At 35.6% G+C, this 21945-nt stretch carries 18 protein-coding genes and 1 tRNA gene; 11 read left to right on the top strand and 8 right to left on the bottom strand.

What is annotated here, in order from left to right:
* Positions 1–128: 128 nt before the first annotated feature.
* The 4 genes from ACEN2N_RS03240 to ACEN2N_RS03225 are packed head-to-tail and all read left to right on the top strand — an operon-like array spanning position 129 to position 4280.
* Complete coding sequence (locus ACEN2N_RS03240) at positions 129–1070, top strand: hypothetical protein (RefSeq protein WP_441822963.1); 942 nt, start codon at positions 129–131, stop codon at positions 1068–1070.
* Positions 1070–2437 (top strand): lipopolysaccharide biosynthesis protein, encoded by a 1368-nt coding sequence (locus ACEN2N_RS03235; RefSeq protein ID WP_441822962.1) that lies wholly within the window; start codon positions 1070–1072, stop codon positions 2435–2437. The genes ACEN2N_RS03240 and ACEN2N_RS03235 overlap by 1 nt, the downstream gene beginning before the upstream one ends.
* Entirely contained in the window at positions 2341–3342 is a 1002-nt protein-coding gene (locus tag ACEN2N_RS03230) for a glycosyltransferase family 2 protein (protein WP_441822961.1), read from the top strand. Before ACEN2N_RS03235 ends, ACEN2N_RS03230 begins: the two co-directional genes overlap by 97 nt.
* Entirely contained in the window at positions 3339–4280 is a 942-nt protein-coding gene (locus ACEN2N_RS03225; RefSeq protein ID WP_441822960.1) for a nucleotide-diphospho-sugar transferase, read from the top strand. Before ACEN2N_RS03230 ends, ACEN2N_RS03225 begins: the two co-directional genes overlap by 4 nt.
* 15 nt (positions 4281–4295) lie before the next feature.
* Here the strand turns inward: ACEN2N_RS03225 and ACEN2N_RS03220 are convergent, their stop codons facing one another.
* The gene (locus ACEN2N_RS03220; protein WP_441822959.1) at positions 4296–5750 is read right to left on the bottom strand and encodes a right-handed parallel beta-helix repeat-containing protein; all 1455 of its coding nucleotides are present in this window, start codon (positions 5748–5750) and stop codon (positions 4296–4298) included.
* Positions 5751–6138: 388 nt separating this feature from the next.
* On the opposite strand from ACEN2N_RS03220, the gene ACEN2N_RS03215 reads away from it, so the two are divergent.
* Together ACEN2N_RS03215 and ACEN2N_RS03210 are read left to right on the top strand one after the other, a co-directional pair.
* Complete coding sequence (locus ACEN2N_RS03215; RefSeq protein ID WP_441822958.1) at positions 6139–6879, top strand: WecB/TagA/CpsF family glycosyltransferase; 741 nt, start codon at positions 6139–6141, stop codon at positions 6877–6879.
* Positions 6880–7606: 727 nt separating this feature from the next.
* Positions 7607–7876, top strand: a complete 270-nt coding sequence (locus ACEN2N_RS03210; protein WP_441822957.1) for a hypothetical protein — start codon at positions 7607–7609, stop codon at positions 7874–7876.
* Positions 7877–8043: 167 nt separating this feature from the next.
* Here ACEN2N_RS03210 and ACEN2N_RS03205 read toward each other — a convergent pair whose 3' ends face one another.
* From ACEN2N_RS03205 to dnaE, 7 genes are all read right to left on the bottom strand, one after another.
* Entirely contained in the window at positions 8044–8307 is a 264-nt protein-coding gene (locus ACEN2N_RS03205) for a GIY-YIG nuclease family protein (protein ID WP_441822956.1), read from the bottom strand.
* Positions 8308–8446: 139 nt separating this feature from the next.
* Positions 8447–8710, bottom strand: a complete 264-nt coding sequence (locus ACEN2N_RS03200; RefSeq protein WP_441822955.1) for a GIY-YIG nuclease family protein — start codon at positions 8708–8710, stop codon at positions 8447–8449.
* 138 nt (positions 8711–8848) lie between these two features.
* Positions 8849–9112, bottom strand: a complete 264-nt coding sequence (locus ACEN2N_RS03195) for a GIY-YIG nuclease family protein (protein WP_441822954.1) — start codon at positions 9110–9112, stop codon at positions 8849–8851.
* 57 nt (positions 9113–9169) lie between these two features.
* A tRNA-Asp gene (locus ACEN2N_RS03190) sits at positions 9170–9243 on the bottom strand.
* A gap of 72 nt (positions 9244–9315) precedes the next feature.
* Positions 9316–10245: a DUF58 domain-containing protein gene (locus ACEN2N_RS03185; RefSeq protein WP_441822953.1), complete on the bottom strand. Its 930-nt coding sequence runs from the start codon at positions 10243–10245 to the stop codon at positions 9316–9318.
* 117 nt (positions 10246–10362) lie between these two features.
* On the bottom strand, positions 10363–10680 hold the full coding sequence (gene trxA / locus ACEN2N_RS03180; protein WP_013550701.1) for a thioredoxin: 318 nt from the start codon (positions 10678–10680) through the stop codon (positions 10363–10365).
* A gap of 211 nt (positions 10681–10891) precedes the next feature.
* On the bottom strand, positions 10892–15328 hold the full coding sequence (gene dnaE, locus ACEN2N_RS03175) for a DNA polymerase III subunit alpha (RefSeq protein WP_441822952.1): 4437 nt from the start codon (positions 15326–15328) through the stop codon (positions 10892–10894).
* A 387-nt stretch (positions 15329–15715) separates the two neighbouring features.
* Between dnaE and ACEN2N_RS03170 the strand changes: the two genes are divergently transcribed.
* The 5 genes from ACEN2N_RS03170 to ACEN2N_RS03150 all read left to right on the top strand — a co-directional run bounded on the left by ACEN2N_RS03170 (position 15716) and on the right by ACEN2N_RS03150 (position 21898).
* The gene (locus tag ACEN2N_RS03170) at positions 15716–16291 is read left to right on the top strand and encodes a 30S ribosomal protein S16 (RefSeq protein WP_441822951.1); all 576 of its coding nucleotides are present in this window, start codon (positions 15716–15718) and stop codon (positions 16289–16291) included.
* Positions 16292–16304: 13 nt separating this feature from the next.
* A complete protein-coding gene (gene rimM, locus ACEN2N_RS03165; protein WP_441822950.1) occupies positions 16305–16832 on the top strand; it encodes a ribosome maturation factor RimM in 528 nt (175 codons plus the stop codon).
* Between the two features lie 190 nt (positions 16833–17022).
* A complete protein-coding gene (locus ACEN2N_RS03160) occupies positions 17023–19368 on the top strand; it encodes a PSD1 and planctomycete cytochrome C domain-containing protein (protein WP_441822949.1) in 2346 nt (781 codons plus the stop codon).
* A 2-nt stretch (positions 19369–19370) separates the two neighbouring features.
* Positions 19371–20864, top strand: coding sequence for a DUF1501 domain-containing protein (locus ACEN2N_RS03155; protein WP_441822948.1), 1494 nt, complete (start codon positions 19371–19373; stop codon positions 20862–20864).
* Complete coding sequence (locus ACEN2N_RS03150) at positions 20864–21898, top strand: 6-bladed beta-propeller (RefSeq protein WP_441822947.1); 1035 nt, start codon at positions 20864–20866, stop codon at positions 21896–21898. The genes ACEN2N_RS03155 and ACEN2N_RS03150 overlap by 1 nt, the downstream gene beginning before the upstream one ends.
* The last annotated feature ends 47 nt before the right edge of the window (positions 21899–21945 follow it).

Genomic DNA, 21945 nt, shown 5'->3' with positions numbered 1-21945 from the left:
TATTTAGATTCAAATTAAATCAATTACCTACAGATTATTTTAAGAGTGATGTATTTTATTTTTTCAAATTCGTATTAACATCCTACTTGTTTTGTTTAATACTGAAGGAAAAGACTTTATACTATTTAGTGAAAGTAATTTCGCATTTGGCAATGATATCCCTTGTTTTTTATGTGCTTCAATTTTATCAAGATGGAGCAATAGTAAAGGCAATAGGTAAAGCATTTGAAAGTATTACCGTAGAAACTAATTCCTTACGATATTCCAACTTTTTAATATTTACGTACGATACTATTCATTATTATAGAAATTCTGGCTTTTGTTGGGAGCCTGGAGCTTTCGGTTCATTTTTGACCATAGCACTATTGTTCAATTTTTTAATGAATGATTTTAAGTTAAATAAAGAAGCTTTTATTATTACGCTTGCGATTCTAACAACAGTATCCACCACAGCATATTTGGGGGTATTTCTATTGTTTTTCTTGAGATATCGGGTATTAAACAAGGGTAGTAAAGTAACCATTATTGCTTTTGCAATCATATTAGCCATAGCAATACCCAATGTTCCTTTTTTAGGGGAAAAAATTGTTGAAATATATGAGCAAGATATAAGGGATCTTAAAAGAATTGAGGAATTATCGACCTATTATGATGATGTGCAAAGACAAATTCCGCTGAATAGATTTGCTAGTGCGATATTCTTATATGAGCAATTTGATTGGAAGTTATTTTTAGGTGTTAGTAACCAATATGACGAGTATTACAAATATGAATATAATATCAATATTTCGAATGGTATAATGGATTTTATAACCAAATTCGGTGTTGTAGGTCTCTTTGTATTATTGTATCGTTATGGTACTTTATGCAAGATGTATCTCCGTAAAACTGAATATGTTATTTATGCTGTCCTGATTTTATTGATTCTAAGTTTTGGAGAACCCATATTAATGTTGCCTATTTGTGTCATCTTTATATTTTTGCCCGCATTTAAGAATCAAGATTTTTCAGTTTTATCCTTTAACTACAGAACAAAATATTTAGAATTGCAAAAACCTAATAATTTATAATGATAAAAAGGTTTAATTCCATAAGGGTACTTATTCAATCTTATTTCCAAGGAAATTCTAGGACTAACTTGTTAGTTAAAAACGTTTTTTCTTCGTTGATTTTAAGAGGCTTGGGTACGGCAATAAACTTCTTGTTTGTTCCTTTAGTAATTAATTTTGTCAATGCTGAACGATACGGTATCTGGTTGACATTAAGTTCTGTGTTAACTTGGTTTACTTTATTGGATATTGGGTTTGGTAACGGATTGAGAAATAAATTTTCTGAGGCAGTGGCACTCGATGATATTAAGGAACAACGGAAATTGATACATACTACGGCGGCTGTTTTAATATTTATTTCAGCGGTAATATTTATACTTAACGTGGTATTTACCGATCAATTAAAATGGGATGAATTCTTGGGGGTAGATGCTTCGTACCGAACAGAATTGCAGCAGTTGGTTTTCTTGTTGATATCCTTCTTTAGTTTACAGTTCATTTTTCAAATTTATAACCCCATACAGTACGCGTTACAGAAACCGGCAATGATTGCGAGAACAATATTGGTTGGTAATGCGCTGGGTTTAATTGGTATTCTATATTTAAGAGAATTTTCTGAGCCTTCATTGTTTAATTTAGGTTTTGTAGTTATGGGTAGTAATGTGCTGTCTATTTTCTTATTTACGGCATATTTCTTTATCGTTCAGAGACGAGATTTAATCCAGAAAATAGAAAGACCGACATTAGAAACCTTAAGGGCTATTTTTTCTCTTGGTATCAAGTTTTTCTTTTTGAACATTGCCTATATGGTGCAGTTTCAAACCAGTAACTTCTTAATAAGTAAGTATTTTACCCCAGAGAAGGTGACCGAATTTAATATCGCATTTAAGCTGTTTAGTGTGGCCGCTTTAATATTTGGTATCATATTGAGCCCTGTGTGGAGTTCGGTTACTAACGCACAAGTAAATAACGATTACAGGTGGATTCGTAAACTAATAAACAAGCTGCTACTCATTTGGGCCGTTATTGCCGTTGGTAGCATCATCGTATTATTTATGGCGCCAACCATTTATGATTTATGGATCGGTGATATTATAACCATACCATTTATCACCTCATTAGGGGTATTGTTAATTGTACTGTCTAATTGCTTTTCAGAAATATTTATTAGCGTTCTAAACGGTATGGGTAAGGTGAATTTGCAATTTTATATGTCCATTTTGGTCATTATATTCTTTGTCCCGATAGCGTATTACTTATCGGTAGAATTAGAGTATGGTATTTTTGGAATATGTATGGCAATTGTGATAACCAATGTCAACGGGTTAATAGTCGCGCCATACCAAGTGTTTATAGAAATGAGAAAAAATCGAAAGTTACCAGCTTAGTAAGTTATAAAGTAGAGATGATGTCAACTAAAGAAAAAAAATTAATAACTGTTTTGCTTACGTGTCACAACCGTAAGACAAAAACATATAGCTGCTTGCAGGCACTATCTAAATGTACTTTAGATGATGGTTTCGAGTTGAATATATTCTTGGTAGATGATGGTAGTACCGATGGTACGACCGAGTATTTACAGGGTAAGTTCAATAACCTACATATTATACAAGGATCTGGAAGTTTATTCTGGGCTGGCGGCATGCGTGCTGCCTGGAAATATGCCAATGAACACGAGAAAAATACAGATTACTATTTACTATTAAATGATGATACCATCGTTTTTGAAGATACGATTACTCGATTGTTTAGTGATTTGGAATATGTAAAAGAGCCGAAGAGCATCATCGTTGGGCCTACCCAAAATCCTGAAACTAAGAAGATATCCTATGGTGGGCATAAAATTTTAAATTGGTTTTTATTTAGGGGTGAAATGGTAATACCAAACAATGAGTTTCCTCAAAAATGTGAACTTGGCAATGCTAATATTATGTTAGTGCCAAAAGAAGTGTATAATGAAATTGGCTCACTTTCAAAAAAGTATACACATGGAATAGCTGATTATGATTATACGTTAAAAGCATTACGAAGTGGTATCCGTACATATGTTTCAAGTGCCTTTTGTGGATATTGCAACTATGATCATGGTGTAAATTGGCTACCACAAAATAGTAATTTAAAAGAAAGGATAGCATATTTGTATAGTCCTAAGGGCTTATCTTATAAGGAATATTTACAATTTATAAGAAGTCATTTACCTTATCATTTACCAATTGCATTTTTGTTGCTTTGGGGCAAGACCTTGTTCCCTATTATTTGGCAATTATTTAAAAATGAAGACTACTTAAAATGAGAACAACCACAACCACACCACAAGCACCTGTACTTTTTATCATATTCAACAGACCTGAACAAACAAAAAAGGTTTTTGAAATGATACGAAAGGCGCAACCTAAAAAACTGTATGTTGCGGCCGATGGACCACGAAATAACGGTAAAGACGATCAACGTTGTAAAGAAACTAGAGCTATTATAGATTTAGTGGATTGGGACTGTGAGGTAAAAACGCTTTTTAGAGATGAAAATATCGGTTGCGGTCTAGGACCAAAAACAGCTATAGATTGGTTTTTTGAAAATGAAGAAGAAGGTATTATTTTAGAAGATGATTGTTTGCCATCAGAAAGCTTTTTTAAATTCTGTTCAGAGCTGTTAGAAAAGTATCGAGATAATAGCCAGATAATGCATATCGGAGGTTCTAATTTTCAGAACGGATGGGTGTCAGATTCAGATTACTCGTATTACTTCTCTAATTTTAGCCATGAGTGGGGTTGGGCTAGCTGGAGAAGAGCTTGGAAACATTACGATTATGAAGTATCAACGTATCCGGAGCTAAAAAAGAAAGGATATTTCGATACCTACTTTTCAAATTTCATTGAGAAAAAATACCGACTCAGTAAGGTTGAAAAAACAATCAATGCAGAAGAAGTCACTTGGTGGGATTATCAGTGGGATTATACCAAATTAATCAATTCAGGATTGTCTATCATTCCGCATCAGAACATGATTCAAAATTTAGGATTTGGGGAAGATGCCACACATACTACCAGTGCAAATGATAAAAGGCAAGAGAATAAAGCATCTGATATTAGTTTTCCACTAGCACATCCTAATTTTATTATAAGAGATGGTAAAGCTGATAGAAGATATTTTAAAAAGTTTTTTATAACAACTATTCTACGTAGAAAAATATTTGCATATCTCAGAGTACCTGGTTATACAAATTGGGGTTAATATTTACTGAATATATTAATTGTTAGAAGAGCAGGTGAAATCAAGTACAATAGGGTCTCTCGGTTCAAAATCGATATCGTCCCTATAGTCTACAACTTCAAAACTGTATTCTGGCCAAATAATATTGGTAGGGTTGCATGACTCATAAACTAGGCAGTCAATAATTTTATTACCACCAGAAGTCTCAAAAGCCGCAAATATTAAGGAGTTAGAAGTTGAGTCACCTCTACTTTGACCTAATTCGCCACATATAATCTGCTTGGCACGTAATCTATTAAAGGTGACATTTCCAGAACCTTCAACTGAAGATGCAACACCGTTGCCCATCTGTAAAAAGTCAACATCTTCAACTAGTCCGCCCGTACCTCCACGTGCGCCTTCGGTATTTTGATCTTCAAACATCACACCAACACCATTCGGACTGTTGTTTCCGACGATCAAACCTTTTTTAATCTGTTGTCCGGCACTTTTGTAGATACTGATATTGTCTTCTGTCCAAGCAATTTCTCGGTCGTTAATGACCGAAAAATTCTCCAATAATCCTCCAATACACTTATCGTATTGAACTAATTGCCCTCTAGGAAAAGGACCTCTCATATTGTGGCCTTCAATATAGGTCAATACAGATGCATCGCATTGATCTAACCGAATACCTGTAGAGCCATCTTCTACTTTTACATGTGATATTACTAAATTCTCGGTATCAAACCCTTCAATACAATTTCTGGTAGCATCAGGTAGAGGACCACTAGAAGGGGCATTTGTATATGTTATGGAACAGTTTTCTATCGTTAAATTATCTGCCATCGCGAATTTAATACCGACATAAGCGCCGGTGTATTCAATAATGCAATTAGATATGACGACGCCCGTAAAACCATTAATTTCTATACCATGTTGATTTGATGTTTTAATATGCAGGTTTTCTATTCGCTGGTTATTTTCAGTGATAACTATTGGGCCTGAATCTTGACGACTGCTCGTACACGGTGTTTCTACAATTTCGGGTTCTACAATCTCTGGTTCAACAATTATTGGTATTACGGTATAGTTTTCTTCGGCTCCAGTCTCAGAAGTTACTGTATAGGTAACTTCCTCGGTAAAATCTTGTGGAGTGTTGGTATCAGGAATAACCGTTGAAGCCGTATCAATCGTAATGCTAGGTTTTAGTTGAAGTGTAGATAAGTCAGTTGTATCAATTTCAACATAGATGAGTTTTTTCTCTTCATCGATAATACCGATTATATCTGTTATCAAACCTGTATTATCAGTAGTTAGAATACTGAAATCAGTAATTCTAAGAATAGGAATAATACCAGATTCTACGGTTGGGGTGTCCTTTATAACTGCTTCGCTAAGAATATCGTGATCAGATGTGCAAGATTCTAATTGTAAGAGAGGCAATGCTAATACCATTAAAAAAAGTACTGAAGTATTGAAGTACATAGGTTGAAGTCTAGTTTTAGCCATAATTCTAATTTTTTTCACCAAACCTTGAAAACATAAATTATTGCTTAGTTTGATTGCCTACTCCTTTTAGATAACTAGATTTTTTTTTTAATGTTGTCTTTCATATTACAAGTTCGATAAACGGCTTATTTTTTAAAAAAGTCAAAACTATATTTTTTGTAAACTTTGAGTGTTTCGTAAGAAAAAACATGAAATAATTAATGTCATATTTAAATACTGAATTTGATAACCATATGTCTTTATTTTACAACAGGTTATCGTAAGTAATCTATAATTTTAAGTTAATTTTTTTATTTTTGTACAAGCATTAACTCCCGCAGTAATTGGAACTTTCTTAGCAAACATTTTTTAATTTGTTTTTAAATTAATTACTTTTTTTAAAAATTTTATGAGCATTACAGCAGCAGTTGATTCAGAAGTATTATGCCTAGGTTATCCAGTTTACAATTCTACATTAGAAAATTTACCGTTTAAAACTAAATTGTTGGTAAGTACTATCAATCAATACTCCTATTGTATATCAGAAGAAGATGATGTTTTCAAAAAGGCATTGTTAGAAAGTGACGTTATATTGCCAGATGGTGTCGGTATTGTTGCAGCCGCTAAATGGCTTAACGGGGTCTCCATAAAAAAAATAGCTGGTGCAGATTTTCATGATTTTCAATTGAAAAGATTAAATGAAATACATGGTTCTTGTTTTTATTTGGGAGCATCAGACGAAACACTTTCAAAAATTGGGGAAAGATTAAAAAAAGAATACCCAAATGTTACCTTTGGTAGCTACTCTCCACCGTATAAACCAAGATTTACAGAAGAAGATACAAAGGCAATGATCGAAGCTGTCAACAGTTTTAAACCAGATGTCTTGTTTGTAGGAATGACTGCGCCAAAACAAGAAAAATGGAGTCATGCCAATAAAGAAAATCTAGATGCTAAAATTATCTGCTCAATAGGGGCTGTATTTGATTTCTATGCAGGTACTGTAGAAAGACCTAATAAAATTTGGCAAGATTTAGGTTTAGAATGGTTAGGTCGTCTACTAAAAGAACCTAAACGTATGGGCAATAGATATATTTACTACGGGGCAGTATTTACCAAACATCTGGTAAAGGCGAAATTTAGTAATTAATTGTATTCCACTTAGTTTATGTTTACTTTTTTAATAGAAGAATAATGTTTTCTTTACTATTAATTTCGGTTTTAGAATTAACCATTATACCTTATATCTATTTCAGTGATTCATTTCTTTCATTTTAGGTATAAAATCAATCTTTGAGTATTATTGTCGACTATTATCTATATTAATTACTACAGATTACTGCTTTCTAAGGTTCGAATCTGAATTTCAACTTTCCATTTCTATAGTATTATTATCAGAGTTATTGTGAATCATTATTAATTAAGAAAAATTAAGAATTGTACAAACTACTCTTGGAAAATTAGTGTTTGAAATATTTATAAGTTCCATCAATTTATATTTGAGGACTTCAATCTTCTTTTTTTGATCGGTCATTTTTTATGCTTTTTAGTAAATGGTTACCTTAAATTAATCTACTAATCAGACTAGATTTCTAGTATCAATAGTTTTATTAAAAGCGCCTATAATTTTAGTTGTTGAGATATAAGTGGACTTGTTATATTATAATCCAGTAGCTTTTGTTTTACGCATATTTATGGGTTTGAACTATCATAGTACCATATACTTTATGATGTAAATCAAATAACAGCTAACCGCTGATAAATACAAAAAATAGATTGTATTAAAATTTAATTATATTTATGTAAGAAAAAGATTACGTATATTATACTATTATTAGATTTAGACCGTTATATATAAAATCTTAAACTCCCATCTTATGTTTTTAAACCTATTTAGTTCTAGTATTAAACAGAAGAATACGAAATCTCTCTCTAAAAATTCAGTTACTAATGAATTGAATTCTTTATTAAATGATTTAACGATCGATAGTACGAAAAAACGTAAAGATGCTAATGTAGATAGTTCAATTAAGGAAAAAGCTACATCGGTAGTTTCTTCTTTAGAAAGACAAATAGAGGAGAATCAGATTCTATATGCGAAAATAATGCAAGAGCGAATGATGAGAACGAAAAGAAAATTAGTGTAGCAGCTTATTTATAGCACTATTTAGAAATTTACTAAAGTAAAATATTTATAAACTAAAAAGCTCTCAATTTATTGAGGGCTTTTTTTGTTATGGCTCTAGGCTGAGCCGAGACAGGCAAGTACTCGAACCCGCGACCCTCTCGGCTGAGCCGAGGCATGTATTCTAACCTATTTTATAAGGTTCGTTTTTTGACTATAAAGCCAGAGTAAATATTGCCTATGTTGTCTTTTCAGCATTTTCTCTCTTATAAGAGCTTCTTTTTTGGAATCTAATTTTTCTGCATAGACCAGTTTCCATGGTCCTTTGTTTTTGGTGTATGTTGTTTTGCCTTGATTATGTTGTTCCAGTCGCATTATATAATCTGTAGAATATCCTTTGTAATAGACATCATGCGAAGAAGAATAAATAATGTATACGTAGTGACAGGTCATAAAAACAGAAAATAGTTTATAAACGAAAAAAGCTCTCAATTTCTTGAGAGCTTTTAGCGGTCTGGCTCTCGGCTGAGCCGAGACAGGCAAGTACTCGAACCCGCGACCCTCTCGGCTGAGCCGAGACATGTATTCTAACCTATTTTATAAGGTTCGTTTTTTGATTGAAAAGCCAAAGTAAATACTGCCGATGTTGCCTTTTTAGCATTTTCTCTTTTATAAGAGCTTCTTTTTTAGAATCTAATTTTTCTGCATAGACCAGTTTCCATGGTCCTTTGTTTTTAGTGTATGTTGTTTTGCCTTGATTATGTTGTTCCAGTCGCATTATATAATCTGTAGAATATCCTTTGTAATAGAGATCATGCGAAGAAGAATAAATAATGTATACGTAGTGATAGGTCATAAAACAGAAAAAAGTTTATAAACGAAAAAAGCTCTCAATTTCTTGAGAGCTTTTAGCGGTCTGGCTCTCGGCTGAGCCGAAACAGGCAAGTGCTCGAACCCTCGACCCTCTCGGCTGAGCCGAGACATGTATTCTAACCTATTTTATAAGGTTCGTTTTTTGACTAAAAAGCCAGAGTAAATATTGCCTATGTTGTCTTTTCAGCATTTTCTCTCTTATAAGAGCTTCTTTTTTGGAATCTAATTTTTCTGCATAGACCAGTTTCCATGGTCCTTTGTTTTTGGTGTATATTGTTTTGCCTCGATTATGCTGTTCCAGTCGCATTATATAATCTGTAGAATATCCTTTGTAATAGACATCATGCGAAGAAGAATAAATAATGTATACGTAGTGGTTGGCCATAAAAACAGAAAAAAGTTTGTAAACGAAAAAAGCTCTCAATTTCTTGAGAGCTTTTAGCGGTCTGGACGGGACTCGAACCCGCGACCCCCTGCGTGACAGGCAGGTATTCTAACCAACTGAACTACCAGACCGTGGCGTTAAGCGAGTGCAAATATATACAGTTATTTGTATTGCACAAACATTTTTTTTACTTTTTTTTCACTCTAGAGAAATTTATTTCTTTCTACAAGAAAAGTATTGAGCACTGTAGAGAAATCTCGCTGTATATCAATATCCACATATTTGATTTTATATTGGGCGCATTTCATTTTTATGTCAGATAAATACGAAGTAATTCGTTCATTATAAGCTTCTTTAATATTGTCTGCATATAAATCTAAATGTTCACCTGTTTCTACATCGACAAATCTCTTCGGTGTATTTTCAAAATTGAAGAATAATTCGCGCTGTTTATCCATCGGATGAAAAAGTACGACATCATGCTTATTATATTTTAAATGGCGGAGCGCTTCGAACAATTCATCATCGTTTTTTTCGGTTTGAAACATGTCTGTAAACAGAAAAATCAAACTTCTGCGTTTAATATTCTCTGCAATTTGATGTAAATAGGTGTAAGTATTTGTTTCCTTTGGCGGATTTTCAGTCATACCAACTGCACTTAATTGTGCCAATAACATTTGAAAATGACGTTCGCTTCCTTTTTCGGGCGCATAGTAATTATAGGTATCTGAATAAATACTTAACCCTACAGCATCGCGCTGTCTTTTAAGAACGTTCATTAATGCAGCTATGGCTAAGACACTAAATCCTATTTTGTTTAAAGAATCAATGCTTAAATTATCTACCTGCGGATAATACATAGATGCAGAATTATCTAGTATCATGTGGCACCTTAAATTCGTCTCTTCTTCGTACCGTTTGGTGTACAATTTATCTGTCTTTGCAAAAAGCTTCCAGTCTATATGCCTGGTGCTTTCTCCATTATTATAAATTTTATGCTCGGCAAATTCAGCTGAAAAGCCATGAAACGGACTCCTGTGTATTCCACTAATAAAACCTTCTACTACTTGGTTAGCTAGCAGCTCAAGATTTGAGAATAAAGATGATTTGTTTAATTCTGATTGTAGATTCACAATATTAAAGATACTAAAGACAATTCAACTAGATGTATCGGTCGAATTAAAATTAAACCAAATAAAAAGAGCTGACAAATGCCAGCTCTTTTTATCTTTTATATAAATATGTAGTGCTTACAAAGCTGCGTCAATAGCATCTGTGTAAACTTTTTTAGGTGATACACCTACTTGTCTGCTTACAATTTCACCATTTTTAAATACTAATACGGTAGGTATATTACGTACCCCGTATTTAGCTGCGAATTCTTGATTTGCATCTACATCAACTTTACCAACAACAGCTTTACCGTCGTATTCAGTACTAACTTCGTCTATGATCGGACCAACCATACGACAAGGACCGCACCATGCTGCCCAAAAATCTACTACTACTGGTTTATCGCTTTTTAATACTACCTCGTCAAAAGTAGCATCTGTTATTTCTAATGCCATCTTATTTACTTTTATTGATTATACAAATTTAGTCAATTATTCTTCTGTTTCCTTACGAGTCAACAATTCGTTTTGTCTATTAGGGTATCAAGCTAATTTATCTATTTATATGGTTCTTTTCTTATAGCCTAATGCTAAATTGAAGATGTAATTCGCGGTTACGGTTTGCAAAAATTTGCAATTTTAAATTTCTAGCCCAATACTTACCGATTTAATTCAGTTTAAAATGAACGTCTTGTTTTTCTAAAAGTTGTAATAACTCACTCGAAATCTGTACTTTTTGTTTTCTGCTATTTAAATTCACTTTTATCTTCTCTTCCATCTCATAAACGATAAAATTGATGGCGTGATCACCTTTATGATTGGTGAACACGTCTTTTAAGGCTCTTACTTTTTCTTCTTTCAATTCGGCAATGTTCAATTTTATAGTAAGCTTCTTTGCATATGTTTCCATAACTTCTTGCAGTAGCATAAAGCTATTGAACTGCATTCTAGGGTCTCCTTTTTTACCAGTATCCTTATTCATCCATCCATCACGAACAAATAACTTTACGTAGGCAAATGAATTGATCATTAAAAAGTGCCTGAATTTTAGGTACTCCTCCCCAAAAATGCGGAATTCATAAGAGTCCGTGTAATCTTCCATGGTGAAAGCCGCCCATCCTTTTCCATTTTTAGAAACCCTGTGTTGCACGTCTGTTATTACAGCGGCAAACGTAAGTTCTCTATTTACATAGGTTGGCAAATCATTTACGCAAGCTATATTGGCATTACAAAATGCCTTTACTTCGGTTTTAAAATCATCTAATGGGTGCCCAGAGATATAAATTCCGACCACTTCTTTTTCTCTTCGAAGCTTCTCCATCGTTCCCCATTCTTCACATGGCGGTACTACAGGTTCTGGTATTTGTACTTCGCTGGCATCACCAAATAAGCTTACTTGACTAGAATTTTCACTTTCTTGAAACTTAGCACCATACTTTATCGTTTTCTCTAGAAATGTAACTCCGTCTCCCTCATCATGAAAATATTGTGCTCTATGGGTGTCTCCGAAAGAATCGAATCCTCCGGCAACTGCTAAACTTTCAAAAGCCTTTTTGTTGGCGGCACGAAGGTCAATCCGTTTGGCAAAATCGAAGACGGATTTATAGCTTCCTTCTTCTTTTCTGTTCTCTACAATAGTTTCTACGGCACCACGACCGACACCTTTTACGGCACCCATTCCAAAACGAACAGCACCGGCGTCGTTCACGGCGAATTTGTAGTAAGATTCGTTTACATCTGGCCCTAGTACATCTAAGCCCATTCGCTTACATTCTTCCATAAAGAACGTAACCTGCTTAATGTCATTCATATTGTTACTCAATACCGCTGCCATATATTCGGCAGGGTAGTGTGCTTTGCAATATGCGGTCTGGTATGCGATCCACGCATAGCAGGTAGAGTGAGATTTGTTGAAGGCATACGCTGCAAATGCTTCCCAATCTTTCCAGATTTTTTCCAATTTATCAACGGCATGTCCTTTTGCTGAAGCTTGTTCAATGAACTTTGGCTTCATTTTATCAAGTACATATTTTTGCTTTTTACCCATCGCCTTACGCAAGACATCAGCTTCACCTTTTGTAAAGTCCGCCAATTTTTGCGATAACAGCATCACTTGCTCTTGGTATACCGTAATACCATAGGTTTCAGCTAAGTATTCTTTGTTAGCATCAAGATCATATACAATTTCTTCGGTACCATGTTTACGAGCAATGAAACTTGGTATATATTCCATCGGACCAGGACGATATAAAGCGTTCATGGCAATTAAATCTGCAAAGACAGTAGGTTTTAAAGCCCTCATGTGTTTCTGCATACCGGGTGATTCATATTGGAACACTCCGACAGTTTCCCCTCTTTGAAAGAGTTCGTATGTTTTTACATCATCTAATGGAAAATTCTCTGGATCTAAAACAACACCGTGTTTCGCTTTTACGATTTTAACGGTATCCTTAATTAAGGTCAGTGTTTTTAATCCCAAGAAATCCATCTTCAACAATCCGGCGTCTTCCACTACCGAGTTGTCGAATTGGGTACAGTACATCTCAGAATCTTTAGCCAGCGCTACGGGTACGAATTTGGTAATATCATCGGGAGTAATGATTACTCCACAGGCATGAATACCAGTGTTACGAACAGATCCTTCAAGAATATAAGCTTGGTTTAAGGTTTCTGCTTCAAGACCATCGCCCTCAGAAATTGCTAAAAGCTCATTTATTTTTTCTAAATCTTCAGATCTAAATTTCGCTCTTAAGATTTTTTCATCGACCCCAATAATCTTTTTCAGCTTAGACATATCTGGTATCAGCTTCGCCATACGGTCGGAATCTTGCAAAGGCAAATCTAAGGCACGAGCTGTGTCTCTAATAGCAGATTTGGCTGCCATGGTACCATATGTAATAATCTGTGCCACTTGATTAGAACCGTATTTATTAATCACATAGTCCATTACACGACCACGACCTTCATCATCAAAGTCAATATCAATATCGGGCATAGACACACGATCCGGATTTAAGAAACGCTCAAAAAGCAGGTCGTACTTAATAGGGTCTAAATTCGTAATCCATAAACAATAGGCAACGGCAGAACCTGCGGCAGATCCACGACCGGGACCTACGGAAACATCCATAGCTCTTGCGGCCCTTATAAAATCTTCCACAATTAAGAAGTAACCAGGGTAACCGGTTTTTTCGATTACTTTAAGCTCAAAGTCTAATCGTTCATCAATGGTTGGTGTTATTTCGCCGTATCTTTTCTTGGCGCCTTCATAGGTAATATGACGTAAAAATTTATTCTCACCACGTTTTCCGTTATCTAATTTATCTTCTTCGAATTGAAATTCTTCTGGGATATCGAAAGCAGGTAACAGTACATCACGTGCCAAGGTAAAGGTGTCAACCTTGTCTACGATTTCTTGAATATTGATGATAGCTTCAGGAATATCCTTAAAAAGCTCTTTCATCTCATCAGATGATTTAAAGTAGTATTCTTGGTTTGGTAAGCCGTAGCGATAGCCACGACCACGACCTATTGGTGTCGCTTGTTTTTCGCCGTCCTTTACACATAAAAGAATATCATGCGCATGTGCATTTTCCTTTTCTGCATAATAGGTGTTGTTGGTAGCAACTAATTTTATATTGTGCTTTTTGGCAAACTGAATTAATACTTGGTTAACGCGATCTTCATCTTCTTGACCGTGACGCATGATTTCAATATATAGATCATCGCCAAAAGTCTCTTTCCACCAAATTAAAGCTTCTTCAGCCTGATTTTCACCTACGTTCAAAACTTTACTCGGTACCTCACCATACAAGTTACCGGTCAAAACTATGACATCTTCTTTGTATTGCTCAACAACTTTCTTGTCGATACGTGGTACATAATACTTACCCGAAACGAATGCTATAGAAGACATTTTTGCAAGGTTTAAATACCCTTGTTTAGTCTTGGCAAGCATTACTATTTGGTACCCGTTATCTTTTTGCGATTTATTGGTATGATCTTCACAGACTTGAAATTCACAACCTATAATAGGGGTAATCTCTATTTCTGGTTCTGGTAACTCATGTAAAGGTTCTTGCCCTTCTTCTAACGTACCGTTTGTGGTCGCTTCAAATCGTTTTTGGTTTTCTTCATTTCTAGCTACTACACCTTTATTATGATTGAGTACACCGCTAACAAAATGAAAGGCACCCATCATGTTCGCATGATCCGTCATTGCAACCGCAGGCATTTTTGCTTTGGCGGTATTGGCAATTAGATCTGATATACTGGTGGTGGACTGTAATATCGAGAACTGTGTATGATTGTGTAGATGTGCAAAACTGGCATTTTCTAATGTAGCCAAGTTCACTTCTATTTCTTCTTCTGTTACACCGCCCGTATCTTTTGCCCAAAGTGCATCGGCTATTTTTTTAGATGCCTTTTTTAGGTTGATATGTTTAAGACCGATAAGTTCAATTTCTTTTGGGTTCGCCTCAGAGAAATTCTTGAAATAATCTGGCTGAACATCTAATTGTTCTTTTGTATACTCTTGCTTACGTATTAGCTCTAGAAAACAACGCGTGGTTGCTTCAACATCGGCAGTTGCATTGTGCGCTTCGCCAAAAGGTTCGCCGAATAAGTATTGATGTAATTCTGTTAATGTAGGTAGCTTGAACTTACCACCACGACCACCAGGTATTTGACATAATTGTGCCGTATGCTCTGTACAAGTGTCTAAAATGGGAAGTTCTTGTAACGGATTTTCAACACCCATTCGGTGGAATTCCGCGCCCATAATATTTAAATCGAAACCCACATTCTGCCCTACTACAAATTTTGTTTTAGACATGGCAATGTTGAATTTCTCTAATACCTCAGAAAGAGAAATACCTTTTTGCTCTGCCAGCTCAGTAGATATACCGTGAATTTGTTCGGCGTCATAGGGAATGTTGAATCCGTCTGGGCGAACTAGATAATCTTCATGCTCAATGCATTTTCCCATTTCGTCATGCAACTGCCATGCTATTTGTATACAACGCGGCCAGTTGTCGGTGTCGGTAATAGGAGCGTTCCAATTTTTTGGAAGACCGGTGGTTTCGGTATCAAAGATGAGGTACATAGCGAGTTTTCTGTGTGTTCTAAAGTGGTCAGTTACTTGACCTAAAAAGTGCCTATAAAATTACAAAAAAGGAGTTGTTTGAAAAAGTAGAGTTGCTAAGAGTTATTAACGAACGACATCGTTGGTGCATAAAAATGTACGATTCACTAAATTTTAATCTGTAATATGAATTGATGATTATTCTTATACACCAATGTTTATCATGTTTGGTGTGATCTTTTCTTATTTTTACATCTGAATCATAATGAAATCTTTCTATGGTTATTTAAATAACTATTAATAGTGGTTGTCATTTCGGTATTTTAAATTATATTTGCACCCGCTTAAGGGTAAGCGAAAAAATAGAATTAATAATCAAGGGTCGGGCACCCTACAAATTAATGTGATATGCCAGTAAAAATTAGATTACAAAGACACGGTAAAAAAGGAAAACCATTCTATTGGGTAGTTGCTGCAGATGCAAGAGCTAAAAGAGATGGTAAATTCTTAGAGAAATTAGGTATCTACAATCCTAATACAAACCCTGCAACAATTGAACTTGATGTTGATAGTTCAGTAAAATGGTTGCAAAATGGTGCACAACCTACAGATACTGCTAAAGCAATTCTTTCTTATAGAGGTGTTCTTTTAAAGCATCACTTATTAGGTGGTGTTCGTAAAGGTGCATTAACTGAAGAGCAAGCTGAAGAAAAATTCAATACTTGGGTTTCTGAAAAAGAACAAGCTATTGCTTATAAAGTTGGTGGTTTGGATAAAGTTAAAGCTGATGCTAGAACTGCTGCTTTGAAATTAGAAAAAGAAGTAAACGATAAGCGTGCTGCTGAGGCTGCCGCTGCTGCTTTACCAGAAGTTGCTGAAGGCGAAAACGCTGAAGCTGAGGTTGAAGCTGTTGAAGCTGCTGGCGAGCCAGAACAAGTTGTTGAAACTCCAGAAGCTCCTGCTGCTGAAGAAGATGAAGCATAATTTTTAAGAAGCGATGCGAAAGGAAGATTGTTTCTACCTAGGTAATATCGTTTCAAAATATAGTTTCAAAGGTGAGGTGCTAGTAAAACTAGATACCGATGATCCCGAGATATACGAAAACATGGAATCAGTATTCGTTTCTTTAGGAAACAATCTGGTTCCATTTTTTATTAAAAAATGCCGCCTTCATAAATCGAACTTACTTCGTATAGATTTTGAAGAGGTGAAATCAGAATCTGATGCAGACCGCATTATAAAATCTGGACTCTATTTACCCCTTACCATGTTACCTAAACTTACGGGTAACAAGTTTTATTATCACGAAGTTATTGGCTTTACAATGATCGATTCGGTACATGGCGATATTGGTATTGTACAAAGTGTAAACGATACAACGGCACAAGCCTTGTTCGAAGTCGAAAAAGAAGATAAGCAACTGCTTATACCTGTTAGTGATGACATTATTACCAAAATAGACCGCGAGAACAAAAGTATTTTTGTGAAGACCCCAGAGGGACTTGTAGAATTATATCTTTCGTAAATCTCGTACTATCTCCTATTGCTAATCTCTTAAGCAAACCATTTGTATTTTGTCATAATGACAATTTTTATTTTTCATTTTTATTGATTTGGGTATTATCTAGCTTCTTTACTTCGTTATTGGTCGAATTTTAACTGTTATTATATTGTAAAGTTTGTAAGTTCAATGCAGTTATTAAAAACCTGCACCAATGTTTAAGAACTTCATGAGTAGCTCACTCGGTTTTATAACCATGGCAATTGCTTGCTGTGTATTGTTGAGTTGTTCGTCCAAATCTGAAAAGACAATTGCATTAAATGATAATGCCAGTCTAAACAGTATTCCCGAAAAAATCGATTTTACGTTTCATGTAAAACCAATATTATCTGACCGTTGTTTTATATGTCACGGTCCTGATAAAGATGCAGTTGAAGGAAACTTTTCGCTTCATTCTCCCGAAGAAGCGTATAGGGCTTTAGGGGAACTTAAAGATCATTTTGCTATAGTACCTGGCGATGTATCTAAAAGTGGATTAGTTGAGCGAATTTATTTAGATGATTCGAATCTCATAATGCCTCCGCCAGAATCTAATTTAGTGTTAGAAGAATATGAAAAGAAGATTCTAGAAAAATGGATCGAGCAAGGTGCGGAATATAAAACACATTGGGCATTTATTCCACCAACACCACAAGAAGTTCCTGATAATGAAATAGAATGGGGGAATAATGAGATTGATGCTTTTGTCTTAAATAAGTTGACCGAAAAGAATATGACCCCGAGTGATCAGGCGAATAGCGAGAAATTGCTACGTAGAATTACATTCGATTTAACCGGACTTCCTCCAACATTAAATCAATTAGAGAAATTTGCTGCAGATCCTTCTCAAAAGAAGTATGAGGAAATTATAGATTCATTACTTGTATCGGTCGACTATGCTGAAAATATGGCTGCAGAATGGATGGATATTGCGCGGTATGCCGATACGCACGGGTATCAAGATGATTTTGAGCGTACCATGTGGCCCTGGCGAGATTGGGTAATTCATGCGTTCAAAGAAAATATGCCTTATGATCAATTTGTCACCTATCAGTTAGCCGGAGATTTATTGCCAAATGCCAATTTAGAACAAATATTAGCTACGGGTTTTAACAGGAATCATAAAATTACAGCCGAAGGCGGAGTGATTCCTGAAGAGTACCGGGTCGAATATGTGGAAGATAGAAATACTACATTAGGTACAGCTTTTTTAGGGCTTACCCTAGAATGCGCCCGTTGTCATGATCATAAATATGACCCTATCAGTCAAAAAGAACATTTTCAATTCTATAGTTTCTTTAATAATATTCCTGAGAAAGGCTTGTTAGCGAATGCCGCTGAACTACCAGAACCATATATTAAGGTTACTTCGAAAGAAGTTGATGATATTCTCGGATTCATTAATCTTGAAAAAAGTGACATGAAAGAGGTGCCAGTTATGGTGATGAAAGAAATGGATCAGCCGAGGTCTACCTTTATATTAAAAAGAGGTATTTATGACCAATATGGTGATGAAGTTTTTCCTGATACTCCTACGTCTATTCTTCCCTTCGATGATTATCCTAAGAATAGATTAGGATTGGCACAATGGCTTTTTGAAGATAAACATCCACTTACGGCAAGGGTTGCAGTAAATAGATTGTGGCAGCGAATGTTCGGTAGTGGTATTGTCGCCTCTTCTTTTGATTTTGGTAACCAAGGATCATTACCTACACACCCTGAGTTATTAGATTTTCTTGCCATTAAATACAAAAATGAAGGTTGGAACATAAGAGAGATGCTAAAATACATCGCCATGTCTGAAGCATATCAACAAGAAACAAAATCAACAAAAGAGAAACTAGAGCAAGATCCAGAAAATAAGTATTTAGCACGTGCATCTAGATTACGTTTATCATCTGAAGCGATTCGTGATCAAGCTTTAGCTTTTAGCGGATTATTGAATAAAGAAGTTGGCGGACCAAGTGTAAAGCCATATCAACCTGAAGGTATTTGGGAAGAAACCACCGGTGGCGGTGGTGGTAGTACTGCATCGTATACCCTAAGTGAGGGAAAAGATGTGTATAGAAAAAGTTTATACACTTTCTGGAAAAGAACGGTACCACCGCCGAATATGATGACTTTTGACAGCAGTTCTAGAGATTATTGCTCTGTAAAACGCCAAGAAACCAATACTCCGCTACAGGCTTTAGTATTACTTAACGATCCTCAAATAGTGGAAGCAGCAAGAGTGGCTGCCGTTGGTGAAATGACAGCGCATCCTAATTCTGAAAATGAACAGATAAAGACCTTATTCTTTAAAGCTACTTCGCGATTGCCAAATGAAGTTGAGGTGCAAGCTTTGGCAGATTACTATAATGAAATGTTGAGTAAAGTACAGAGCGGCGAAATTTCGGTAAGTGAATATTTAAGTATCGGTAGAAGTGAAGTGCCCGCAGAAATCAATAAAGAGAAACTGGCGGCAATGACTTTAACGGCACACACGATTTTGAATTTAGACGAAACCATTAATAGAGGCTAATTATGAGCGAAAAGAAAATAGTTGAAGAGCGGTCTCTAATTTTAAACAGACGATCTTTTTTAGGAAAGGCGGCAATGGGTGTTGGGGGAATAGGATTAGCATCTTTATTAGGTACTAACTTATTCAGAAAAGGAGAAAACGGATTATATACTGCAGATAGCGGACCAGCAGGTGTAAAGGGAGTATTAGATTCTTTGCATCATCCATCGAAAATAAAAAGAGTTATTTACCTTTTTCAAAGTGGCGGACCATCGCAACTAGAATTGTTCGATTATAAACCGCTATTGAATCAGCGCAGAGGTGAAGATTTGCCTGAATCTATTCGAAACGGACAACGATTAACAGGTATGACTTCTGGTCAAGATAGATTTCCACTAGTGGGTTCTAATTTCGCATTTCAAAGGCATGGTAAAAACGGCACGTATATAAGTGACCTTTTACCTTATACAGCTAAAGTTGTAGATGACATTTGTATTGTAAAATCGATGTATACCGAGGCAATTAATCATGACCCTGCGGTTACTTTCTTTCAAACAGGATCTCAACAACCGGGTAGACCCAGTATTGGTTCATGGTTAAGTTATGGGCTTGGTAGTGAGAATGAAAACTTGCCGGCATTTACTGTATTGCTATCAAGAGGTTCAGGTAGACCAAACGGGCAGCCATTATACACCAGACTTTGGGGTAACGGATTTTTACATTCACTTCACCAAGGTGTGCAGTTTAGAGCTGCAAAAGATCCTGTTTTATATTTAAATGATCCAAAGGGGACTACAGCAGATGTAAAAAGATCTATGCTTGATAAATTGGCTGAACTGAACGATCAGCATTATCAAGAATCTAATGACCCTGAAATACAAAGTAGAATTGCTCAATATGAAATGGCATATAGAATGCAGACTTCGGTACCAGATGTGATGAATACCGAAGGTGAGCCTGATTATATTTATAAAATGTACGGATCAGATGCCAAGATTCCGGGTACGTTTGCGGCAAATTGTTTGTTAGCAAGACGTTTAGCAGAAAAGGATGTCCGCTTTATTCAATTGTACCATATGGGTTGGGATCAGCATGATAATTTGCCTGGTGCTATTCAAAAACAAGCAAAAGATGTGGATCAAGCTTCTGCAGCCTTAATTGCCGATTTAAAACAACGTGGTATGTTAGAAGATACTTTAGTTGTTTGGGGCGGAGAGTTCGGTAGAACAAACTATTCTCAAGGTTTGCTAACGGATACTACTTATGGTAGAGATCACCACCCAAGATGTTTTACAATGTGGATGGCCGGTGGTGGTATAAAACCTGGTATTGTTTACGGTGAAACTGATGAATTTGGATATAACATCACTGAAAACCCAGTGCACGTGCATGATTTTCAAGCTACGATGCTGCATCAATTAGGTATTGATCATGAGAAATTCACCTATAAATATCAAGGTAGGCGTTTTAGACTAACCGATGTGGAAGGCAAAGTAATCAAAGATATTTTATCTTAATGGAGAGAAGAACTTTTATAAAAAGTACTGCAGCAACGACAGTAGGGTTATTGATGTGTTCCTCTGTGGGTGCAAATCTGTTAGCATATAAAGATGCCATTATCGGTCACGGTAGTCATCAGTATAAGATAGATTTAAATTGGGGTGCGCTGAATCCGAATTACTACCCGGTTAACGATTGCCATGAAATGGTACAAGATTCTAAAGGGCGAATTTTATTATTAACGAACCACACCAAAAATAACATCATCGTCTATGATCGTTCGGGCAAGTTATTAGAAACTTGGGGTACCGATTATCCGGGTGCTCATGGTTTGACGTTGAATGTTGAAAATGGTGAAGATTTCCTCTATATCTCAGATAATACGCGTCATGAAGTTATCAAAACAACTTTAGATGGTCAGGTAGTACAAATTTTTACCTATCCGAAGGAATCTGGAAAATATACATCTAAAGACCAATATATACCTACCGAGACTACCATTGCCGAAAACGGAGATGTGTATATCGCAGATGGTTATGGCGAACAATACATTATGCGCTACAATGCAAAAGGCGAGTTGTTACAAACTTTTGGTGGTAGGGGAAATGCAGACCACCTTTTTAATAATGCCCATGGAATTTGTATTGATAATAGAGGAGGAAAATCTCCTGAGCTTTTAATTACTGCCAGACAACAGAATAAGTTGAAACGCTTTACTTTGGATGGGGAGTTTATTGAAAGTATAAATTTGCCGGGAGCATTTATTTGTAGACCTGTAATTAAGGGTGATAACGTGTATTTGGCAACCATTTGGTCTGGTGATGGATCTGATGGTACCGGCTTTATATCTATTTTAGATAAAGACAATAAACTAATTTCTGCACCAGGTGGATGCACTCCTGTTTATGAGAATAATGTGTTGAAGCCAATGTATCAATCTATCAAAATATTTACGCATCCGCATGATGTATGTGTAGATGATGATAAGAATTTATATGTAGCGCAGTGGAATTCGGGAAAGACATATCCTATAAAATTAAATAGAATATGATGATGCGAACTATTTTTTCTTTTTTTACAATGTTGTTTTGTCAAGTT

Origin of the sequence: Maribacter spongiicola (genome assembly GCF_052119685.1) — a bacterium.
Taxonomy (GTDB): domain Bacteria; phylum Bacteroidota; class Bacteroidia; order Flavobacteriales; family Flavobacteriaceae; genus Maribacter; species Maribacter spongiicola_A.
The sequence above is the reverse complement of the archived record's forward strand: the minus strand, read 5'-3'. Positions and strand labels throughout refer to the sequence as shown.